Source organism: Micromonospora sp. C97 (genome assembly GCF_018070385.1).
In the GTDB taxonomy this organism is placed as follows: domain Bacteria; phylum Actinomycetota; class Actinomycetes; order Mycobacteriales; family Micromonosporaceae; genus Micromonospora; species Micromonospora parva.
In genome coordinates, this window is the sequence record NZ_JAGPXU010000004.1 from 245,977 (window position 1) to 265,981 (window position 20,005).

At 69.4% G+C, this 20,005-nt stretch carries 16 protein-coding genes; 8 read left to right on the top strand and 8 right to left on the bottom strand.

Annotation, left to right across the window (positions count from 1 at the left end; translation table 11 throughout):
- The first annotated feature begins 36 nt into the window (after positions 1–36).
- Together KBX26_RS09220 and KBX26_RS09225 are read left to right on the top strand one after the other, a co-directional pair.
- Entirely contained in the window at positions 37–975 is a 939-nt protein-coding gene (locus KBX26_RS09220) for an oxidoreductase (protein WP_210865174.1), read from the top strand.
- A gap of 406 nt (positions 976–1,381) precedes the next feature.
- Complete coding sequence (locus tag KBX26_RS09225; RefSeq protein ID WP_210865175.1) at positions 1,382–4,366, top strand: glycoside hydrolase family 3 protein; 2,985 nt, start codon at positions 1,382–1,384, stop codon at positions 4,364–4,366.
- 52 nt (positions 4,367–4,418) lie between these two features.
- On the opposite strand, the gene KBX26_RS32695 is transcribed toward KBX26_RS09225, so the two are convergent.
- Genes KBX26_RS32695 through KBX26_RS09240 form a run of 3 tightly spaced genes read right to left on the bottom strand, consistent with a single transcriptional unit; the run spans position 4,419 to position 7,926 of the window.
- Positions 4,419–6,509: a CotH kinase family protein gene (locus tag KBX26_RS32695; protein ID WP_210865222.1), complete on the bottom strand. Its 2,091-nt coding sequence runs from the start codon at positions 6,507–6,509 to the stop codon at positions 4,419–4,421.
- On the bottom strand, positions 6,506–7,327 hold the full coding sequence (locus tag KBX26_RS09235) for a polyphosphate polymerase domain-containing protein (protein ID WP_210865176.1): 822 nt from the start codon (positions 7,325–7,327) through the stop codon (positions 6,506–6,508). Before KBX26_RS09235 ends, KBX26_RS32695 begins: the two co-directional genes overlap by 4 nt.
- On the bottom strand, positions 7,324–7,926 hold the full coding sequence (locus tag KBX26_RS09240) for a DUF4956 domain-containing protein (RefSeq protein ID WP_030331150.1): 603 nt from the start codon (positions 7,924–7,926) through the stop codon (positions 7,324–7,326). The genes KBX26_RS09235 and KBX26_RS09240 overlap by 4 nt, the downstream gene beginning before the upstream one ends.
- A 1,218-nt stretch (positions 7,927–9,144) precedes the next feature.
- Here KBX26_RS09240 and KBX26_RS09245 point away from each other — a divergent pair.
- Positions 9,145–11,841 (top strand): RICIN domain-containing protein, encoded by a 2,697-nt coding sequence (locus KBX26_RS09245; protein WP_210865177.1) that lies wholly within the window; start codon positions 9,145–9,147, stop codon positions 11,839–11,841.
- Between the two features lie 105 nt (positions 11,842–11,946).
- Here the strand turns inward: KBX26_RS09245 and KBX26_RS09250 are convergent, their stop codons facing one another.
- On the bottom strand, positions 11,947–12,249 hold the full coding sequence (locus KBX26_RS09250) for an amphi-Trp domain-containing protein (protein ID WP_210857979.1): 303 nt from the start codon (positions 12,247–12,249) through the stop codon (positions 11,947–11,949).
- 153 nt (positions 12,250–12,402) lie between these two features.
- Here KBX26_RS09250 and KBX26_RS09255 point away from each other — a divergent pair, with 153 nt between their 5' ends.
- Positions 12,403–12,699: a DUF6582 domain-containing protein gene (locus tag KBX26_RS09255; RefSeq protein ID WP_210857980.1), complete on the top strand. Its 297-nt coding sequence runs from the start codon at positions 12,403–12,405 to the stop codon at positions 12,697–12,699.
- A gap of 3 nt (positions 12,700–12,702) precedes the next feature.
- Here the strand turns inward: KBX26_RS09255 and KBX26_RS09260 are convergent, their stop codons facing one another.
- Entirely contained in the window at positions 12,703–13,128 is a 426-nt protein-coding gene (locus tag KBX26_RS09260) for a VOC family protein (RefSeq protein WP_210865178.1), read from the bottom strand.
- Positions 13,129–13,279: 151 nt separating this feature from the next.
- Here KBX26_RS09260 and KBX26_RS09265 point away from each other — a divergent pair, with 151 nt between their 5' ends.
- On the top strand, positions 13,280–15,112 hold the full coding sequence (locus KBX26_RS09265; RefSeq protein WP_030331140.1) for a glycoside hydrolase family 15 protein: 1,833 nt from the start codon (positions 13,280–13,282) through the stop codon (positions 15,110–15,112).
- A gap of 10 nt (positions 15,113–15,122) precedes the next feature.
- Here the strand turns inward: KBX26_RS09265 and KBX26_RS09270 are convergent, their stop codons facing one another.
- Entirely contained in the window at positions 15,123–15,938 is an 816-nt protein-coding gene (locus KBX26_RS09270) for a DUF72 domain-containing protein (RefSeq protein WP_209444547.1), read from the bottom strand.
- 118 nt (positions 15,939–16,056) lie between these two features.
- On the opposite strand from KBX26_RS09270, the gene KBX26_RS09275 reads away from it, so the two are divergent.
- A complete protein-coding gene (locus KBX26_RS09275) occupies positions 16,057–17,076 on the top strand; it encodes a glycosyltransferase (RefSeq protein WP_210865179.1) in 1,020 nt (339 codons plus the stop codon).
- 61 nt (positions 17,077–17,137) lie between these two features.
- Complete coding sequence (locus KBX26_RS09280) at positions 17,138–17,905, top strand: Clp protease N-terminal domain-containing protein (RefSeq protein ID WP_030331134.1); 768 nt, start codon at positions 17,138–17,140, stop codon at positions 17,903–17,905.
- Between the two features lie 52 nt (positions 17,906–17,957).
- Here KBX26_RS09280 and KBX26_RS09285 read toward each other — a convergent pair whose 3' ends face one another.
- Together KBX26_RS09285 and KBX26_RS09290 are read right to left on the bottom strand one after the other, a co-directional pair.
- Positions 17,958–18,476, bottom strand: a complete 519-nt coding sequence (locus KBX26_RS09285; RefSeq protein ID WP_030331132.1) for a hypothetical protein — start codon at positions 18,474–18,476, stop codon at positions 17,958–17,960.
- A gap of 135 nt (positions 18,477–18,611) precedes the next feature.
- The gene (locus KBX26_RS09290; protein ID WP_210865180.1) at positions 18,612–18,806 is read right to left on the bottom strand and encodes a DNA repair protein; all 195 of its coding nucleotides are present in this window, start codon (positions 18,804–18,806) and stop codon (positions 18,612–18,614) included.
- A gap of 171 nt (positions 18,807–18,977) precedes the next feature.
- Between KBX26_RS09290 and KBX26_RS09295 the strand changes: the two genes are divergently transcribed.
- Positions 18,978–19,640 carry a GNAT family N-acetyltransferase gene (locus KBX26_RS09295; protein ID WP_210865181.1) on the top strand — a complete coding sequence of 221 codons (663 nt, stop codon included), beginning with the start codon at positions 18,978–18,980 and terminating at the stop codon, positions 19,638–19,640.
- The last annotated feature ends 365 nt before the right edge of the window (positions 19,641–20,005 follow it).

Consider the following 20,005-nt stretch of genomic DNA (forward strand, 5'->3'; position numbering starts at 1 on the left):
TTGACACTCAGTGCCACCAGTTGCACAGTGGGTCGCATGACTGTCAATGGCTGGTCCACCGAACAGATCCCCGACCTGAGCGGTCGCACCTTCGTCGTCACCGGTGCCACGGCGGGCCTCGGCCTGGCCACCACCCGGGCGCTCGCCAGCCGTGGCGCAGCCGTCGTCATGGCCGTCCGCGACCAGGCGAAGGGTCACCAGGTGGCGGCCGACATCGCCGCGGCCCAGCCCGGCGTCGACCTGGAAGTCCGGCGGATCGACCTCGCCGACCTCGACTCGGTGCGGATGTTCGCCGACGGGATGCACGCCGACCATCGCCGAGTGGACGTGCTGATCAACAACGCCGGGGTGATGGCACTGCCGCGCACTCTCAGCCCGCAGGGGCATGAAATGCAGTTCGCCACCAACCACCTCGGGCACTTCGCCCTCACCGGTCTGCTGCTCGACCTCCTGCTGGCCGGTCGGGACCCGCGGGTGGTCACCGTCACCTCGGTCAACCATCGGCAGGCGAAGGTGCGGTTCGCCGACCCGACCGGCGAGCGGGGCTACTCCCCGATGGGCTTCTACAACACGTCCAAGCTGGCCAACGCCATCTTCGGCTACGAACTGCACCGGCGGCTCAGCGCCGCGGCCAGCCCACTGCGCAGCTTCCTCGCCCACCCCGGCTACACCGCGACGAACCTGCAGAGCAGCGGCAGCACGCCGATCTGGCGGCTGCTGCTGGGCCGGATCGGCAACCCGCTCCTCGCCCAGCCGGTCGACAGTGGCGTCTGGCCGCAGCTGTTCGCCGCCACCGACCCCGCGGCGCAGCCGGGACAGCTCGTCGCACCCGGCGGGCCCGCCGAGCTGCGCGGCCACCCCGCACCCGGGAAACTCTCCGCCACGGTGACCGACCCGGAGCACGGCCGCCGACTGTGGGAACTGTCCGAACAGGCCACCGGCGTACGGTTCGAGTCGCTGCGGCCAGCGAGCTGATCGCAGGACCGTCCGGCAGCCGTCACATTGCAGCGTGCCGGATCGCCCAGGTGGCGAACGCCCGCCTCACTGCGCTGGCTGTTTCACCCGCAAGCCTCGTACCCATTGGGGTGAAGCATGATTCATCGATGCTCCTAGGGGTTGGTCCGTCCGCCTGTGCCGCTATGGCATCGTCACCCGATCTTGGGGGCGACCTCGACGAGGTTACGGTGCCGGGCACGGTTGCCCATTGATAGGCGCACATCTATAGTTGCGCGGATCACCACAATCATGGCCGTCGTGACGCGGCCGGGTCGTCGAAGCGCTTCGACGATTCGTCGTTCAGGCCCGTCAGCCGGGTGTCGAGCCAGGTCACACGGCCTCGGCGCCCGCATGGGCGTCTGTCGTACGACATGAGGAGAACCGCATGCGGAACTGGCGCCTTCGGCGCGGAATCACCGCGCTCGCGCTTGCCCTGCTAGCCCTACCGGCCGTTCCCGGCACCGCGCTCGCCGAGCCCACCTACCCGTTCCGAGATCCCGATCTGCCCGTGAGCGCCCGGGTCGACGACCTGCTCGGCCGTCTCACCCAGGACGAGAAGATCTCCTGGTTGCACCAGTACCAGCCGGCCGTTCCCCGGCTGGGCATCGGCCTGTTCAAGACCGGCACCGAGGCGCTGCACGGGGTGGCCTGGTCGACCGACATCGACAATGGCGGCGCGGTGGTCAAGGCTCGCGGCACCGCCTTCCCCCAACCGGTGGGCATGGCGAGCACCTGGAACACCGACCTGATCCGGCAGGTCGGGTCGGCCGTCGGCGACGAGGCGCGCGGTTACCACGCGCAGAACCCCCGGGTCTGGGGGCTCAACCTCTGGGCGCCGGTGGTCAACCTGCTGCGCGACCCCCGCTGGGGCCGCAACGAGGAGGGCTACTCCGAGGACCCGCTGCTCACCGGCGCGATCTCCACCGCGTATGGCTTGGGAATGACCGGCGGTGACCCGAACCACCTGAAGAGCGCACCGACCCTCAAGCACTACCTGGCCTACAACAACGAGGTCCGGCGGGACGTGACCTCCTCGAACGTGCCACCTCGGGTGCTCAACGAGTACGACCGCGCCGCCTTCAGACCAGCCATCGCCGCCGACGCGGCGACCGGGATGATGGCCGCCTACAACCTGGTCAACGGACGTCCCGCGACAGTCGATCCGGACCTGGACACCGTGGTCCGCGGTTGGACCGACCAGACCCTGATGAACGTCACGGACGCCTGGGCGCCGAACAACCTGGTCAACTCGCAGAAGTACTACAGCACCCAGGCCGAGGCGAACGCGGCGATCATCAAGGCCGGGCTCAGCAGCTTCATCACCGACGACACCAACGCCCAGCCGACAGTCACCGCGATCAAGCAGGCCCTCGCCGCCGGCCTGCTCACCGAGGCGGACATCGACGCCCGGATCCGGGACATTCTGACCATCCGGTTCCGACTGGGTGAGTTCGACCCGGGCGGCGGCCGGTACGGCGGCATCACAGCGGATGTCATCAACAGCCCCCACCACCAGCGACTGGCCCGGCAGGCCGCCGGCGAGGCGATGGTGCTGCTGAAGAACGAGCGGCAGGCACTACCGCTGGACCCGGCCCGGACCCGCAAGGTGGCGGTGCTCGGCCCGCTGGGCGACACCCTCTACTCCGACTGGTACGGCGGCGACCTGCCGTACCAGGTGACGGCGCTGGACGGCATCCGCGAACGGTTGGGCGGCTCGGCCAGTGTGAGCGGGCTCGACGGCGCGGACCGGATCGCCCTGAAGGATGTGCGGACCGGCAAGTACGTCTCGGCCACCGGCACCACCGACGCCAACCCGGTTCTCGGGACCGGCGCGACCCCGGCGCTCGTCGCCCAGTTCGACGTGGTCGACTGGGGGCAGGACGTGGTGACGCTGCGCAACGCCGCCAACGGCCGCTACCTCGGTTACAACTGGGGGCCGTTCGTCACCCGCGACGAGCAGCCGAACGGTTGGTACGTCCAGCAGCAGTTCAAGCTGGAGCCGCAGCCGGACGGAACGGTGGTGCTGCGCTACGTCGGCTACGAGACCAAGGAGAGCTGGTTCGGCGCCGACACGTACGTGACGATCGGCGACGACGGCGCCCTCAAGCTCGGCGCATCGACCCCTGCCGCCGCCACCCACTTCAGTCGCGAGCTGATCAGCAGTGGGATCCACCGGGCGGTGGCGGCGGCCAAGGCGGCCGACACCGCTGTGCTGGTGGTCGGCAGCAACCCGTTCATCAACGGGCGGGAGGCACACGACCGGACCTCCACGGCGTTGAGCGCCGGCCAGGAGGCGCTGGTCAAGGCCGTGGTCAGGGCCAACCCGCGGACCGTGCTGGTGCTCCAGACCAGCTACCCGGTCACCATCCGGTGGGAGCAGGAGCACGTACCGGCCATCGTCTGGACCACCCACGCGGGCGCGGAGACCGGTCACGCCGTCGCCGACGTCCTGTTCGGCGACCGCAACCCGTCCGGCCGGCTCACCCAGACCTGGTACCGCTCGGACTCGCAACTGCCGCCGGACCTGCTGGAGTACGACATCATCTCGTCCCGGCAGACCTATCTGTACAGCACCGCGAAGCCGCTCTACCCGTTCGGCCACGGGCTGTCGTACACCAGGTTCCGGTACGGCCAGCTACGTGCCGGCGCCCAGTCGGTGGCTGCCGACGGGACCATCACGGCCAGCGTCGACGTGACGAACGTCGGCAGCCGGGCCGGGACCGAGGTGGTTCAGCTCTACACCCACCAGCGCACCTCGCGGGACATCACCCCGATCCGTCAGCTCAAGGCGTTCGAGCAGGTGAGGCTCGCGCCCGGGCAGACCCGTACGGTGACCCTGCGCCTGCCCGCCACGGACCTGGCGCACTGGGACGTCACCCGCAGCCGGTGGGTTGTCGAGTCGTCAGTGCACGACCTGATGGTCGGAGCGTCCGCCGAGGACATCCGGGCCCGCGCGGCGGTCCGGGTCCGCGGTGAGACCATTCCGGCGCGGGACCTGTCCCGGCCCACCAGGGCGGAGAACTTCGACCGGTACGCGGGGGTCCGGCTGGTCGACGAGACGAAACCCAGCGGTACGGCGGTCGGTGCCACCGGGGCCGGTCAGTGGATCTCCTTCGACGGTTCCGCGTTACGGGCCGGCGCGCAGACCTTCAGCGCGAAGGTCGCCAAGGCCGGTGCGGGTGCCGGCACCATCCAGATCCGGTTGGGGTCGCCCACCGGCCGGTTACTCGGCACGGCCACCGTGCCCAGCACCGGCGACGACTACCGGTACGTCAGCACCAGCACCGAGTTGGCCCGTGCCGTCGGCACCCGCGACGTGTACCTGGTGTTCGACTCCCCGCTGCGGCTGGCGGACTTCTCCATCAGCTGACCGGCGTTCGGGGCCGGGTCGATCGTCGGCCCGGCCCCGAACGGGTGGTCGGTCAGCTCGCCGTGCAGGTCAGCGTCGGTGTGCCGGGTGCGCCGGTGGACGATCCGAGGAACCCGAAGGTGGTGCTCGCGCCAGCGCCGAGGGCGCCGTTGTAGGCGACGTTGCGGGCGGTGACCGCGGAGCCCTGGCTCGTGACTGTCGCGTTCCAGGCCTGGGTGATGCTCTGACCGCTGGCGAAGGTCCACGTCACGGTCCAGTTGCTGATCGCCGAGGTGCCTGCGGTGACCCGTACCTCGCCCTGGAAGCCGCCGGTCCACTGGCTGGTCACCGCGTACGCAGCGGTGCAGCCAGCCGCCGGCGGTGGGGTGGTGGGTGGTGGCGTGGTGGGGGGTGGCGTGGTCGGCGGCGGAGTGGTGGGTGGCGGCGTGGGGACCGACCCACCCCAGCCGGCGGTGGAATCCAGCCAGGCGGCCCGTCGCAGCATCCAGTCCCGCATGACCTGGACCTGCCCCTGCCAGGTGGGCGAGGTCGGTGTGCGGAAGAAGCTGACCGTCGGTGACGTCAGGTTGGGCCAGCGTTGGAAGTTGCGCTGGGCCGCGTTGGTCAGCGGGGCCGCGAGAGCGTCTATCCGGGTCTGGAGCGCGGCGTCGGAGAGCAAGCCCCGTCGCAGCGTCTGCCAACGCGATCGGGTCTGGTTGACGAACGCGGGGTCGCGTAGCAACTGGGCGAACCAGTCGTTGGCCGACGGCTGCCGGGTCTGCTGGTGCTGCCAGCCCGACACCTGGTCGTTGGCGAAGAAGCCGCCGACGCCGAAGCTGAGGTCGAAGTCCCACAGCGGCCCGGCGAAGATCTTGCTGTCCCGGTCCTTGTAGAAGTGCGAGCTGCGGACGTACGCGTCCATCTCCCGGCTCAACTCGTTGACGATCATGAGGTCGATGAACGAGTCGACGTCGATGTACCTGCGGTAACCGGTGGTCGGGTCGGCGAAGTTCGACGAGTGCAGCACGTCGTGGAACGCCTGGATGTGACCGCGCAGCCAGTCCCGTTGCTGCGGTTGCAGCGGCGACGGGTCGGCCACCTCAAGGTAGTTCCAGCAGGTGGCGGCCGGCCCGGTGCACGGCAACGTCGGCTCTTCGGCGGCCATCCACTCGAACTTCCAGATGTACCCGCCCTGGATCTTCGGCAGGGTGATGTCGTCGGAGTCCAACTGCTTGAGGTCGAGCCGGTCCTTGGAGTTCTTGATCGTCTCCATGAACATGTAGACGCCCAGGTAGTCGCTGGCACCCACCGGGCCGGCGTCGGTGTTGAGATAGAACTCGACGAACCTGTAGCGCGGCGCCGGCAACCCCATCTCGCGTCCGAGGTCGTAGACGAGCGCCTCGCGGATCAACGCTTTGTCGGGGAACGGGCCGCGCAACACCCAGTCGGAGTCGGCGGGCATGCCCAGCACCGGGTGGTCGGCGTCGTCGTCCTCGTTGTTCCAGAACTCGACGCGGAACGGCGTCTTCTCGAACGTCGCCGATGAGTTGCCGCGCAGTCGGAAGCCGGCCCTGGTGCTGAGCGTCGGGGCGGCAGCCAGCGACGTGGTGCCGCCGCCCGTCGGTTCGAAGATCATGGTGGTGGAGTCGAAGTACTCACGGTCCGGCCGGCCCGCACCGTACGAGTCGATAAGTACCACCGGCAGGTCGTGGGCGGTGGTGACGTTCTGCGCGGCGTACATGGCGGTGCCGGGCGCACCCGTTGGCGCCTGGCCGACGAACGCCTGTGCCCGCAGTTGGGTGGTGCGGGTGAAGCGCAGCGCCGAGCCCGAATAGAGCGCCGACTGGGCGGTGGGTGGCTGACCGTTGGTGGTGTAGCGGATCTGGGCACCGCTGATCGTGCTGCCCAGCGTCACCGCCACCTCCCCCTGGAAGGTGCCGCTGGGCACGGAGAAGGTGATGTCGCCGGTCAGGTCGTCTGCCGCCGCCGCATCGGCGGTCTGGGCGCCGGCGAGGAACTCGGAGACGGGCTGGGCGGCGGGGACGGATTCGGCGCCGGCCTGTGGCGACGACACCACGAGGAGGCCTGCGACGAACACGGTGGCGGCGGCGATCCCGGCGGCCCGAAAGGCCGCCACCGGAAGACCGGTGTTGCGGGTGGTCATGCGCACGATGCCTCCTGTTCTGATCGGTGGGGAACGGTCAACTCGGGCAGCGCCGAGGACGGGACGGCGCGGAAGTGGCGGCGTAGCGTCCGTCGCCACGGCACGTCTGGGAGGTCCAGGCGGAGGGCCGCGAGACCGGTGGCGTACTTCGAGATCCGGACCGGTCTGGTCCCGCGCTGCCACAGCGCCCGGTCGACAAGCGACGGGGCCGAGCTGGTCTTGGTCTCGACCACAGCGATGCCGGGCAGCCGGAGCGCGCGGTCACCGTCCTGCCAGGTGAGCCCGGTGTCGATGGTGACCCGGCTCGCGGTGGCCGGCAGCAGCAGGGTGGCGCGACGGTAGGTGGTGACCAGCACCGGATCGAAGAGACGGGCCGCGAGGTCGGTCAGGATCGCCTCCTGATCGAGGACGTCGTTCACGAACCCGCGACCGGACCGGACGGTGCTGCGGTCCTCGGCGCGATACGGCAGTCGGTGCTTGGTGACCCGTCCGCGCGCTCCGCTGATCTTCACCTCCAGCCAGCACTGAGCCGAGTCGAGGTAGGTCCGGGTCCGTACCTTGAAGCGCCTGCGCCGTCGGTACGCGGCGCAGTGGTAGCTGGCCAGACAGGGAGTGTCGAAGTACACCGACTCGTAGCGGAAGGTGCGCTCACCCTCGATGTCCAACACCCGGGCGTACGGGGTGAGGTGGTCCAGCAGGTGCGGCAGCTCGTCCACGGTGATCACGTACTTGCGGTCCACCCTGCACTGCAGCGCCGCTCGGTCGATCACCTCGGCGAGTGTGACCGGCGCCAACCTCGCCAGCGGTGGTGTGGTCATTGGAGCGCTCCGACCCGTACCCGCTTGCTGGTGCCGGCCGCCGGGCTGCGCCGGGCGACCGAGTATCGGACGTCCACCACTGTGGTCTCGTTGACCAGGTCGAGTCGCTGGACGATGGCATTGTGCACCCGGGCATTGAGCAGCTGCTCCAGCTGGGCGACGAGAGCGACGTGATCGGTGACGGCGGAGTCGAGCACCATGATCTGGTGCCGGTAGTGCCGGAGCAGCCGCCGGTGGTCACCGACGAACATGACCGCGACGATGAGGGCCATCAGACCTCCGCTGAGCCAGACCGAGGTGGTGCTGAGTGCGCCGAGAATGCCCAGTGCGAGAGCGGAGAAGTAGTACGCGACCTCGTGCTGGTCGAGTTCCGTCGACCGAAGTCGAATGATGGAGAGCACCCCGAACAGCGCCAGCCCCAGCCCGAGCCCGGCACCGACGTCGCTGGCGCTCAGTGCGCTCGCCACCGCGAGGACGCCGACGTTGACGCCCAGGTAGGCGACGACCAGGTCGCGCCGACGGTGCCGCGGGAAGTAGAGCCCGAAGACGAGCAGCGCCACCGCGCAGATGTCGATCGCGAACAGGACGAGCTGCGACATCGCTGGGGTTCCTCCTGATCTGCCGCAGGAACGGACCGACGCCCGCCATCGCTGCGTGGCGACCTGCGGAAGGCGGCCGGACCTCCGGGTTACTTTTCGGTAAACTTTCGGTATTTCGTTGGTGACTGTAAGCAGAACATCCATGTAAGTCAATGCATGATTCGTGTGGCCACCGGGGCGCTGGGTCGCCTGGCTAGGGTGCAGTGCGGCTGACGTGGGCAGAGTGGGGGCACCGTCTCGGGTTCCGGGGTCGCCGAAACTTTCGGAGTTTTTCGGGATCGTGGGTGGACCCATGGGCGGCAATTGCCTCACCGGGTCGCCTGTGCCGAACCTGGCGCTGTCGGCAGCTGTGCCGGCGACCCGGCTCGGTGCAACGGGCGTGAATGGAACCGGCGGCGGGTCGGAGCGGGCCGGTTGACTTGGCCGCCTCGATTGATCGGGCCGGGGAGTGGGCTGATCGTCGCCCGGCCCGGCCCGGCCCAGCCGGCGGCCGTTGGCTCTCTTCCGTGGCCGCCGGTGTGGGCGGGGCGCGGTACCGCAGTGCCTATGGAGCTGATGCCGCAAACGAATCAGGTGAGGGAACCCGTGGGGGTGGTGTCGCGACCAAACCCGCGCGAGGGGACCGCGCGGAGGCGGCGTCGTGGGGGATCGCGCGGAGGCAGTCCTCGGCCCAGACGGCGAGGCTGCCTGTCGAGCTGTCGTGGGTGATCGTGCGGAGGCGGCGTCGTGGGTAATCGTGCGGAGGTGGCGTCGTGGGTGATCGCGCGGCGGTGATGTCGTAAACGATTCAGCTCCAAAGGAGCGTCGTGCCACCTGCGCCACCTGGCCGGCGGGCCTGGACCACTCTGAACGGTCGTGGCCGGTCAGCGGGCCGCGCGCGTGCGGCCGCGTCCCGAGTCGGCGTAGTTGGTGGCACCGACATTCGGCGAGGGGCAGCTCGTCGGCGCTGATTCGTCGGACGACGCACCCGGGGGTGCCCGAGCACTCTGGCCGATCTGCCCGGTCCGGGTGCATTTAGGCATAGACGCCCCCCAATTGACGGTTGCATTGGTCAGACGTGTGACCTACGCTCCCACTAAGAATTTCGGGGCGGTTAACAAAGAGTGCGGTCGGGGCGACGAAAGTCCCCGCCGGCCTTGGTGGCGTCCCTGTTCCGTACTCGTCGCTCGATACCCACATTGGGCACCCACACGTCGACGACCAGTGAGAGGAACAGACGTGAAGTCAGCCATATCCACCGCGCGAACGTCATTGTTGGCGGTGGCGGCGCTTGTCGCCGCCACGCTGCCGGCCGTGCTGGCACACCAACTGCCGGCCTCGGCCGCAGTCCAGGCGACCTACTATGTGGCCCCGGACGGCAACGACGCCAACCCAGGCACGTTGCAGTCCCCGTTCAAGACGATTCAACGGGCCCGGGACGTCGTCCGCCCGATAAGCACGAACATGACCGGCGACATCAACGTCTATCTCCGTGGCGGCACCTATCCGGTGAGCAGCACGATCGAATTCGGGGCGAGCGACTCCGGCACCAACGGATTCCGGGTCAGCTACGGGGCCTACTCCAACGAGAAGCCGATCCTTGACGGTGGCGTCCAGGTGACCGGGTGGACCCAGCACAGCGGCAACATCTGGAAGGCCCCCCTCGACCGCGCCAACAAGCTGCGGGCGCTCTACGTCAACGACAAGCGCGCGGTCATGGCGACCAAGACGGTCAGCTCGGGCGGGTGCTTCGGGACGTACAACATCACGGCCGGCCAGGCCGCGTGGGCCTGGGAGTCGGGGTCGCAGTGCGACGGCGCCAGGTACAACCAGAACGACTTCCCCGCCATCGCGCGCAACCAGGACGACATCGAGATCGAGACGGGCACGACCTGGACCACGGCCATCGTCGGCGTCCGGCAGGTGACCACCGACGGCGCGAACCGGGTCGCCCTCTTCCAGCAACCAGGTGCGGCCATCGCCCAGGGCGCGTTCAACGGCAACGCCCAGGTCGGCGGCACCCACAAGCTCATGAACGCGTACGAGTTCCTGGACGCGCCCGGCGAGTTCTACTTCGACAAGGGCACCAAGACGGTCTACTACTACAAGACCAGCGCCGAGAACATGTCGACAGCGACGGTCTACGCGCCGAACAACGTCACCACGGTGCTCCGGGTCGCCGGCACCTCGACGACCAGCCATGCCCGCAACATCACGTTCTCCGGGCTGACGGTGCGGCACTCGGACTGGAATCTGTTCAACGTCGCCGGATCGTCCTTCAAGCAGGCGCAGCAGGGCAACCTCGGAGCGCAGGTGTACGCGAAGGGCAACTTCCACGTCTACTACTACCGCAACGTGGATGTCACCCCCGCCATCGTCCAGATCCAGAACGCCGACGGCCTCCTGCTGCAACGCAACCGGATCGAGCACACCGGCGCCGACGGGATCAGCATGGTCAACGACGTGCAGGGCACCCAGTTGATCGGGAACGCCACCAACGACATCGCCGGGTCGGCCATCAATGTCGGCCATCCCCAGCACGTCTACATCGGAGACGGCACGTCGACCAACCGGGAGAAGTACTCCGCGTCGGTCGAGGGGCTGCCGAAGAACATCGACATCAAGAACAACTACCTGTACGACAGCGCGGTGCTGTTCAACGGGCACAGCCCGATCTCGGCGTACTTCGCCGACACCCTCACCATCCAGCGCAACCGGATCGAGAAAGCCCCGTGGTCCGGCATCACGCTCGGCTGGGGCTGGTGGAACTTCGACGGATCGTCGGGCTCGATCGTGCCGAACCGACCGACCACGACGGCGCGCAACAACACCATCAGCTACAACCACATCATCGACACGGTGCAGCGACTCAGCGACACAGCGCCCATTTACACGCTCGGTAGTCAGCCCGGAACGACCATCACCAACAACTACCTCCAGGGTGTTCCGTCCGGCCACAAGTACGGCCTGCACCCGGATGAGGGATCGGCGTTCATCACCTTCCGGGACAATGTCCTGAGCATCGACAAGAACGTCACCTGGATGATCAACTCAGACGACTTCGGGCGGAAGCACGACCTGAGCATCACGCAGATCTACGGGCCGATCAACAAGGTCTCGAACAAGAACCTGCCGAACAGCACGATCGGCGACATCATCGTCTCCTCGGATTATGTCTGGCCGGCCACGGCGTACGGAATCGCCGCGAATTCCGGTCTGGAGGACGCGTACCGGGACATCATTCCGGCGAGCAATTTTTCCGCGCCGAACTACGTGCTGCCGGCCAGCACCTTCGTCACCAGTGCCACCGCGTCGATCCCGATTCGCAGCACCGGCGACGCCGCCAAGTCGGTCTGGCTGGCTCCGTACGGCACCACCACCTTCACCGCCGGCGCGACGATGACCAGGGCGTCCGGCACCGCGACGTCCATCGCCGTGCCGAGCACCCAGGGCGAGTACCGGCTCTACGTCGTCGACGCCCAGGGCAACCGGTCGGCCGAGTCGACGTCGATCGTCCGGCAGCAGCAGGGCGGTGGCAGCGGTACGGGCAACGGGCAGCTCGTGGGTGGCCAGTCCGGCCGCTGTGTCGAGGTGCCCAACTCCTCGACCACCAACGGCACCCAGACCCAGCTCTGGGACTGCTCCACCGCCAGCAACCAGCGGTGGACCCAGACCGCCAGCAAGCAGTTGACCGTGTACGGCAACAAGTGCCTGGACGCCTCCGGGGCCGGCACGGCCAACGGCACCGCGGTCATCATCTGGGACTGCCACGGCGGTGCGAACCAGCAGTGGAACGTCAACGCCAACGGCACCATCACGAACGCCCAGTCCGGGCTCTGCCTCGACGCCAATGGCGCTGCCACCGCCAACGGCACCAAGATCATCCTCTGGTCCTGCAACGGCGGCACGAACCAGCAGTGGACGCTGCGTAGCTGACCGACCAGACCCCGGGGGCCAGGCCGACACGGGCCTGGCCCCCGGCTGCTCGTGACAGCCCGAGTTGTCACAGGTCCGGCGCCCGGCTCGGCGCCGCCGACGTCGCTAGCTGGCGGGCTCCGGCGTGGTCTCGGCCGGCTCGGCGGCCTCGGCGTCCTTGGCGGGCTCCTGCTCGTCGGCCACCGTGACGCGCGCCGGTTCGGTCCAGGAGAACTCGATCTCGACGGACACCTCCGTCTCGCTCTCCCGTTCGATCTCCAGCTCGCAGCGCACCGTGTCCGCGACGGTCACCGCGCCGGCCGCGCCGTAGAAGAGCCGCCCGTCAGACTCCAGCTGGTTCGCCAGCTGGCGCAGCCAGGCGGCCAGGTCGGAGCGGGACACCGTACGGGAATCCTCGTAAATATCCATGCCGGCAATGCTCGCACTCCACAAAGGACAGCCAGTGAAGGGCTTCGGCTCCACCCGGTGGTGCCGGCATGGTATGGATCTTGTCGGTGGCGATCGTCCGGATAATGCCGGCTCCGGAGGTGCTACCGGGCCGCGTGCGGGTAATGCTGGGCGATGACATCAACCTGGAAGCCCCACGAGAAGCACGGCACCCTGTCGGACAAGGACAAGCGCGAGCTGCCGGAGAGCGTCTTCGCGTTCCCCGGGAAACGCAAGGAGCCGATGACCGACGCGGGTCACGTCCGCAACGCCATCGCCCGATTCGACCAGGTGCAGGGCGTCACCGACGCCGACCGCGACCTGGCCTTCCAGAACATCCTCGCCGCGGCCAAGCACTACGGCGTCGACGTCGCCGAGACGAACTGGCGTCAGCTGGGCAAACTACCGCACACCCCGAATCCCGCCCACTAACCGTCATTCCGCCTTCAATGCGGCGAGGACGTCGAGGTAGTGCGGGTTCTGCATGACACCCAGCACGTTGCCGAACGGGTCGACCACCGACGCGGTGATGAACCCGCCGTCCCCGTGCGCGGTGATCGGTTGGTACTCGGTGGCGCCCATCGCCAACAGCCGCTCGACGGTCGCGTCGAGGTCGTCGACGTGCCAGTGCATCACCACGCCGCCGGGCCCGCTCGCCGCGCCGGCCGGCCCGAACCTGCGGTCGATGATGCCCAGCTCGGCCTGGTAGTCCCCGATGCGGAACTCGGTGTAGGCCGGGCGTCCGTCGGGGCCCGGGCGCATGAAGTACGCCTCGACGCCGAGGAGATCCGCGTACCACCGTGTGGCCGCTGCCACGTCGTCCGCCCAGATGTTGAGTGTGGCAAATCCGCGCAGGCTCATGGGTTGTCCTCTCGTCGATGGCGGTGGTGCCGGGACGGGGTGATGTCGACGGTACGCGTCGTCCCGGGCCGGAACCGACACCGACGGGCGGCATCTTTCGTCAGCTCACGGGTAGTCCCCGCCATTGCCCGTACGAGCGGCGGGGGACAGCGTGGAGAGCTACCCGGCAGTCGAGAACCACGGTCTGATCGGTGATCTGCAGACCGCCGCACTGATCAGCACGGACGGCACTGTCGACTGGTTCTGCGCGCCCCGCTTCGACTCGCCGAGCGTCTTCGGCGCGCTGCTGGACCGCCGCAACGGAGGCCACTTCCAGCTCTCGCCCGACGGTGTCGACTACACGAGCAAACAGCTCTACCTGCCCGGCACGCCAATCCTGATCACCCGCTTCCACACCGCCGACGGTGTCGGTGAGCTGCTGGACTTCATGCCCGTGACGGGAGCGCAGGCCACCGATGAGCACCGGTTGATCCGGCTGGTCCGGATGGTGCGGGGGACCATGCGGTTCCGCGTCCAGTGCCGCCCACGGTTCAACTACGGGCGCGACCCGTTCGAGCTGGAGGTGCACCCCGAGGGTGACCTCTTCCGGAGCCCGACGCTGACCTTCACCCTCGCCGCGTTCAAGGACGTGGAGCGGGCGTTCCACGTGGGGGACTTCCACCGCGACGCCGACGGCGTGTCCGCGCGGTTCACGCTGCACGCGGGCGACATCGGCGGGGTTGCCCTGGAGACGGTCGGCGCCCCGCGCGCGCCCCGCGCGCTCAGCACCGAGCAGGCGTGCGACCTGCTCGCCGAGACCCGTGACCACTGGCGACGGTGGGTGGGCGGTTCCCGCTACAAGGGCCGCTGGCGGGAGGTGGTCGAGCGGTCGGCGATGACCCTCAAGCTGATGACGTACGCGCCGACCGGTGCTCTGGTCGCCGCGCCCACCGCGGGGCTTCCCGAGCAGATCGGCGGGCAGCGGAACTGGGACTACCGCTACACCTGGATCCGGGACGCGTCCTTCTCCGTGCACGCGTTGCTGCGCCTGGGCTTCACCGACGAGGCCCAGAAGTATCTGCTCTGGCTCAATGCGCGCATCCGTGAGGCACGCGACGGCGCCATGCCCCTGCAGATCATGTACCGCATCGACGGCTCACCGGACCTCCCCGAGGAGGTGCTGGGCCACCTGGAGGGATACCGCGGCTCGGCGCCGGTGCGGATCGGCAACGGCGCGGCGGACCAACTCCAACTCGACATCTACGGCGAGGCGCTCGTCTCGTTGGAGCTGGCCGACCGCAACGGCCTGATCGCGCCGTACGACGGGTGGCGCAAGACGGCCGGGTTGATGGACTGGCTCTGTGAGCACTGGAACCAACCCGAGGACGGCATCTGGGAGACCCGGTCCGGTCGGCAGGACTTCACGTACGGCCGGGTGTTGTCCTGGGTCGCGCTGGACCGGGCCATCCGCATCGCGCGACGCCGGGGCCGCCCCGGCGACATCGCCCGCTGGTCCGCCGAGCGTGACGCCATCTACGAGCAGGTCATGACCCGTGGTTTCCACAGTGGGCGACGCGCGTTCGTGCAGCACTACGGTTCGGACATCCTGGACGCCTCGTTGCTGGCGATGCCGGGGCTGAACTTCATCTCGCCCACCGATCCGATGTGGGAGTCGACGCTGCGCGCCATGGACACCGGCCTGGTCTCCGACAGCCTGGTCTACCGCTACGACCCGAGCGCGTCGCCGGACGGTCTCGCCGGCACCGAGGGCACGTTCAACATGTGCACCTTCTGGTACGTGCAGGCGCTCGCGCTGGCCGGCCGAGTCGACGACGCCCGGTTGACGTTCGAGAAGATGCTCACCTACAGCAACCCGCTGGGCCTCTACTCCGAGGAGATCGCGCCGACCGGCGAGCAGATCGGCAACTTCCCGCAGGCGTTCAGCCATCTGTCGCTGATCAGCACGGCGACCCACCTCGACGAACTGCTCGACCAGCAGGGCTGAGCGGTCCCGGTCAGAACAGGGTCAGCGGCTCGACCGGGATCGGCTCGGGCAACGCGGCGAGTCCCGGTACGCGCGCCCGTACCTCGTCGTGGAACCGGCGGGCGAGCGCCGGTGCGTCGGAGTTGTCCGGGGTGTGGATGAACACCGTCGGGGAGCGCCCCTCGTGCAGCCAGGTGACTGTCACGTCGATCCAGCGCTGCCATCCCTCGACGGTGCGCGTCGGGTCGTCGCGACCGAGGTAGCGCACGATCGGCCGGTCGGTGAGCGCGAGCGATCGCAGCGGCACGCGCGGTTTCTTGGTCCAGGCGTCCCGTTCCGCGTCGCTGGTTGGTGGGCTGGCGAAGAAGGCGGTGGTGTCGAAGGGGATCCATTCGGCGTTGGCGGCGGCGAGGGTCGCCCCGAGCAGTCGGGCCGGGTGGGCGTCGGTGAAGAACGCGGGATGGCGGACCTCCACCGCGTACCGGTGGGACTGCGGAAGCTGCTGCAGGAAACGGCCCAGGGTCGGGACGTCGCCGGGCGCGAACGAGCCGGGTAGCTGGATCCAGAGGGCGTGGGCGCGCGGGCCGAGCGGTTCGATCGCGTCCAGGAAGGCGCGCAGCGGTTCGCCGACGTCGGTGAGCCGCCGTTCGTGTGTGATGACCTTGGGGAGCTTCAGGACGAAGCGGAAGCAGGAGCTCGTCTGGGCGGCCCACGAGGCGACGGTGTCCCGGGTCGGGGTCGCGTAGAACGTGGTGTTGCCCTCCACCGCGTCGCACCAGCTGGCGTAGTGCCGCAGGCGCTCCGTGGGCGGCAGCCGGTGGCCCGGCCACGACCGGTGACTCCACATCGCGCACCCCACGTGCAGACGCATGACCCGCCCTTCCCGCCGGTGACCGCGTTCGACCGGAGCCCACGGTATATGGGCCGGCGACGGGGCCCCGGTGTGGCGGGTAGGGTCCGACGCCATGCGCGTGCTGTTCGCCAGTCTTGCGTCAGTCGGTCACACGTATCCGTTGATCCCGCTGGCGATCGCCGCCCGGGACGCCGGGCACGAGGTCCACTTCGCCGCCGGTACGGAGGTGCACGCGCCACTGGCCGCGCACGGCCTGCGGCCGTTCCGCCCCGGCGACGCCTTCTACGAGGTGTACGCCGAGGACCTCGCACCGGAGTTGGCGCGCCTGCGGCCGGACCTGGTGGTGCACGAGTGGGGGTTGCCGGGAGCGGCGGTGGCGGCCCACCGGGCTGGCATCCCGGGTCTGTGGCACGGGTTCGGCCGGATGTTTCCCGAGGGCATCGGTCTGGAGCTGCCCACCAGGAACGCCGAGGTCGTCGGTCGACCGCACCTGGACATCTGGCCGCCGTCGCTGCAGGACAGGGACTTCCTCGCCACCGAACGCCGGATCGAGCTGCGACCGGTCGCCTTCTCGACGCCGGCTCCGCTGCCCGAGCGGGTGAGCCGTCGGACCCCCCGCCCGTTGATCTATCTGACCCTCGGTACCGCGTTCGGCACGCCGGAGCTGCTGCGCACCGCCATCGCCGGTCTGGCGGCGCTGGACGCGCAGGTGGTGGTCGCGGCCGGCCGGGTGCCGGTGGAACAGCTGGGCGAGATTCCCGACCAGGTCAGCGTCCACCGGTGGGTGTCGCAGGCGGAGCTGCTGCCGCTGGTCGACGTGGTGGTGCATCACGGGGGCAGTGGCACCACCCTCGGCGCGCTCGCGGCGGGCGTACCCCAGTTGTTGTTGCCGCAGGGCGCGGACCAGTTCGCCAACGCGGAGGTGCTCGCCGCCGCCGGGCTGGGTCTTCGGCTCCTCCCCGGGGAGGTGGACGCTGCTGCGGTCGCCGAGCAGGTCCACCGGCTGCTGCCCCGGCACGGCACCGTCGGGCAGCGCGACGCGGCCCGCGCGGTCGCCGAGGAGATCGCCGCCATGCCGTCCCCGGCGTCCGTCGCCCGACGCCTACCGGAGTACGCCCGGACGGGTGCGTGATCGGAGACGGAAACGTCAACCCAGCGTTGACGAAGGGGGGTCGTCAACCTATAGTTGACGCATGACGGAACCCAGCGAGATGAGTAACGCGCTGAAGCTCGACGACCTCATTCAGTCGATCAAGAAGCTGCACACCGACGCGCTCGACCAGCTCACCGACGCGGTGCTCGTCGCCGACCACCTCGGTGAGGTCGCCGACCATCTGATCGGGCACTTCGTCGACCAGGCCCGGCGCTCGGGCGCCTCCTGGACCGACATCGGCCGCAGCATGGGGGTCACCAAGCAGGCCGCCCAGAAGCGCTTCGTGCCGAAGGCGACCGACGCGGCCGCGCTCGACCCCAACGCCGGCTTCGGCCGGTTCACCCCGCGCGCCCGCAACGTCGTGATGGCCTCCCAGGAGGAGGCCCGCGCCAGCGGCAACGTCGAGATCGGCCCCGAGCACCTGGTGCTGGGCCTGCTCGCCGAGCCGGACGCGCTGGCCGCCAGGGTGATGGCCGGTCGCGGGGTCACTCCCGAGGCGGTGCGCGAGGCGGTCGCAGCCGTCCTCCCGCCGCGGTCCGAGCAGGTCCCGGACCTCATCCCGTACGACGCACGCGGCAAGAAGGCGTTGGAGCTGACCTTCCGGGAGGCGCTGCGTCTCGGGCACAACTACATCGGCACCGAGCACCTCCTGCTCGCCCTGCTCGAACAGGAGGACGGCGCTGGTGTGCTCACCGACCTCGGCCTGGAGAAGGCAGCGGTCGAGACCGACCTGGTCGCCGCCCTCGCCGCGGCGGTCAACGCCACCAGGGCGGTCAACGACGCCGAACCAGGTGACGACGCCCGATAGCCCGACGCCGCCATCGGTCAGCGGGCCGGGAAGGCCCGCTGACGCGGGTCGGTCAGGAGACGTCGGGGAAGCCGTACCGCAGGGCGTGCTCCGGATCGGTCGGGTCGATCTGGCGTACGCCCGCGTCGGCGAGGCGCTTGTTGACCTCGTCGAGCTGCTCGCGCACCAGCCGCGCCTCCTCCTCGGTGACCCGACCCCGGTGCGGCTTTCCGGCGTGCTCCAGCGTGCCGTAGTCGATCTTCTCGGCGCTCTTGCGGGCCTTGGGAGGGCGGACCCGCTCGGCCGTCTTCAGCAACTGCGCCATCGGCACGTCGGTGGCCATCGCGTCGAACTCGCTGGCCGTCAGCACCACCCGGCGAGGCTCGCCGCCACCGTGCCGGTCGTGGATCTCGACCACCGCCACGTCCAGCGCGGCGTCGTCGATGTTCTCCACCTCGCCCGGGGTGGCGTCCAACTGCACGGGCCCGGCGACCAGGTCCGGGTGCTCCAGCACGACGACGCGGACCACCTCGTCGTCCTGCTGCAGAACCGTGCCGGTGAAGTCGGAGACGTGGATCGTCTTCTTGCCCATGCGCGGAGCTTCTCCTGTCGTAGGCCGGGATGAGGGACCACAAGAAATTACCCGACAGGTGTGCGAAAGCCGCCGCTGGACCTCCTCCGGTGTGTCGCCCCCCGTACTTCCCGGCGGTCGCCGTGACGGCCGGCGTCAGTGGGTGTTCAGGCGGTGCCGACTGGAGCTGCCGGCGGGCAGCTTGTTCAGCCCGGCCCACGACAGGTCGCCGCTGCCGACCGTCCGGGGGTTCCGGTAGCGCGGCTGGGGCGGATTGCCGCCGACGGCCTCCGCCGCCCGCCAGAGTCGCTCGGGGTCCTGCTCGTACTGGTCGTTCGGCTGAATCGGCATGCGTTCACCGTCCCAAAGAAAGGTGTCCAGGTATGGAAATACATATGACGGTCGATTTGTGCTCCTGGTTCCCGTACCCCTTGCCCACTCGGCTCTGACGTATCCTGCGCCCGGCCCCGCCGTCCGGGCGTACGGTGATCCACGACGGGTCGGGTGACCGGGGAGGTGCGCATGCTCGACCGGCGACTTCACCTGCACCTGGCCAGCTGGCTCGGCCAGTGGCCGGCCGGGCCGGGGTTGCACGTGGTCGCCTCGCAGCGGCGGGCCAAACCGGCCTGGGATGGCCGACTGCGCCCCGCGCTCGCCGTGGACACCGGGCGCAGCGCCGTGCTCTCCGTGGCGCCGGACCGCGTGGCGGCGATCCGCGCGCTGGCCCGCCGTACGCCGAACCGCCTGCTCGCCGCGCTGCCGGAGGCCGTCGGCCGGCCCGAGTTCTGCGTACACGACGGCCCCTTCCGGTGGAGCGTGGCCCCCGCGCCGCTGCCCGATGTGGGGGAGTGGACCGAGCCGACAGCTGCCGGGCTGCCGCCCTGGCTGCGGCTCTTCGATCGGCCGGTGCTCGTGGTCCGTGCCCCGGACGGCGCCTACCTGGCCGGTGCCGGGATCAAACGACACGACGCGTACGGGCACGAGTTGGCAGTTGGCACCGTGCCGGCCGCCCAGGGGCGCGGCCTCGCCCGTCGACTGGTGGCCCAGGCGGCACGGCGGGTGCTCGACGAGGGTGCGGTGCCCACCTACCTGCACGAGCGGGACAATCACGCCTCGGCCCGGGTCGCCGAAGCGGCCGGGTTCCCGGACCGGGGCTGGCGCGCGTACGGGGTCTATCCGCGCTGACCCGCGCCCCCCAGCCCAAGCGGCCCGCGATCTTGCGTTTTCTGTTGCGACATAGCGGGCATTGGCCCGCATCTCGACGACCGAAACTGCAAGATCGGCGCGGATGGGTCCGTGGCTGAGTCGGCATTGGGCGCGGACCGTGGATCCCGGGCCGGATCCACGGTCCGCAACCTCCCCCCAGGCCCCGGTTCCGGTGTAACGGCCTCGCCCGGGGGCGAGCCGCTACGTGTCGATCACGCTACGTATCGAGAAGGCTCGGGGCAAGGTTGAAGCTGTCGGTTCGGAGTGTCGAGAAGTGGACTTGACCTGCTTCTTCGCCCGATCGAGCGGGTCGGCGGGTCAGTGACGGAGCGTGCGAATGAGGT

What these genes read in the sequence shown, in the direction of transcription:
- KBX26_RS09295 (WP_210865181.1), top strand. Translation starts at nt 18,978, where the DNA reads ATGCTCGACCGGCGACTTCACCTGCACCTGGCCAGCTGGCTCGGCCAG.
- KBX26_RS09240 (WP_030331150.1), bottom strand. Translation starts at nt 7,926, where the DNA reads ATGTCGCAGCTCGTCCTGTTCGCGATCGACATCTGCGCGGTGGCGCTG.
- KBX26_RS09225 (WP_210865175.1), top strand. Translation starts at nt 1,382, where the DNA reads ATGCGGAACTGGCGCCTTCGGCGCGGAATCACCGCGCTCGCGCTTGCC.
- KBX26_RS09270 (WP_209444547.1), bottom strand. Translation starts at nt 15,938, where the DNA reads ATGTGGAGTCACCGGTCGTGGCCGGGCCACCGGCTGCCGCCCACGGAG.
- KBX26_RS09255 (WP_210857980.1), top strand. Translation starts at nt 12,403, where the DNA reads ATGACATCAACCTGGAAGCCCCACGAGAAGCACGGCACCCTGTCGGAC.
- KBX26_RS09250 (WP_210857979.1), bottom strand. Translation starts at nt 12,249, where the DNA reads ATGGATATTTACGAGGATTCCCGTACGGTGTCCCGCTCCGACCTGGCC.
- KBX26_RS09285 (WP_030331132.1), bottom strand. Translation starts at nt 18,476, where the DNA reads ATGGGCAAGAAGACGATCCACGTCTCCGACTTCACCGGCACGGTTCTG.
- KBX26_RS09235 (WP_210865176.1), bottom strand. Translation starts at nt 7,327, where the DNA reads ATGACCACACCACCGCTGGCGAGGTTGGCGCCGGTCACACTCGCCGAG.
- KBX26_RS09280 (WP_030331134.1), top strand. Translation starts at nt 17,138, where the DNA reads ATGACGGAACCCAGCGAGATGAGTAACGCGCTGAAGCTCGACGACCTC.
- KBX26_RS09275 (WP_210865179.1), top strand. Translation starts at nt 16,057, where the DNA reads ATGCGCGTGCTGTTCGCCAGTCTTGCGTCAGTCGGTCACACGTATCCG.
- KBX26_RS09290 (WP_210865180.1), bottom strand. Translation starts at nt 18,806, where the DNA reads ATGCCGATTCAGCCGAACGACCAGTACGAGCAGGACCCCGAGCGACTC.
- KBX26_RS32695 (WP_210865222.1), bottom strand. Translation starts at nt 6,509, where the DNA reads ATGACCACCCGCAACACCGGTCTTCCGGTGGCGGCCTTTCGGGCCGCC.
- KBX26_RS09260 (WP_210865178.1), bottom strand. Translation starts at nt 13,128, where the DNA reads ATGAGCCTGCGCGGATTTGCCACACTCAACATCTGGGCGGACGACGTG.
- KBX26_RS09220 (WP_210865174.1), top strand. Translation starts at nt 37, where the DNA reads ATGACTGTCAATGGCTGGTCCACCGAACAGATCCCCGACCTGAGCGGT.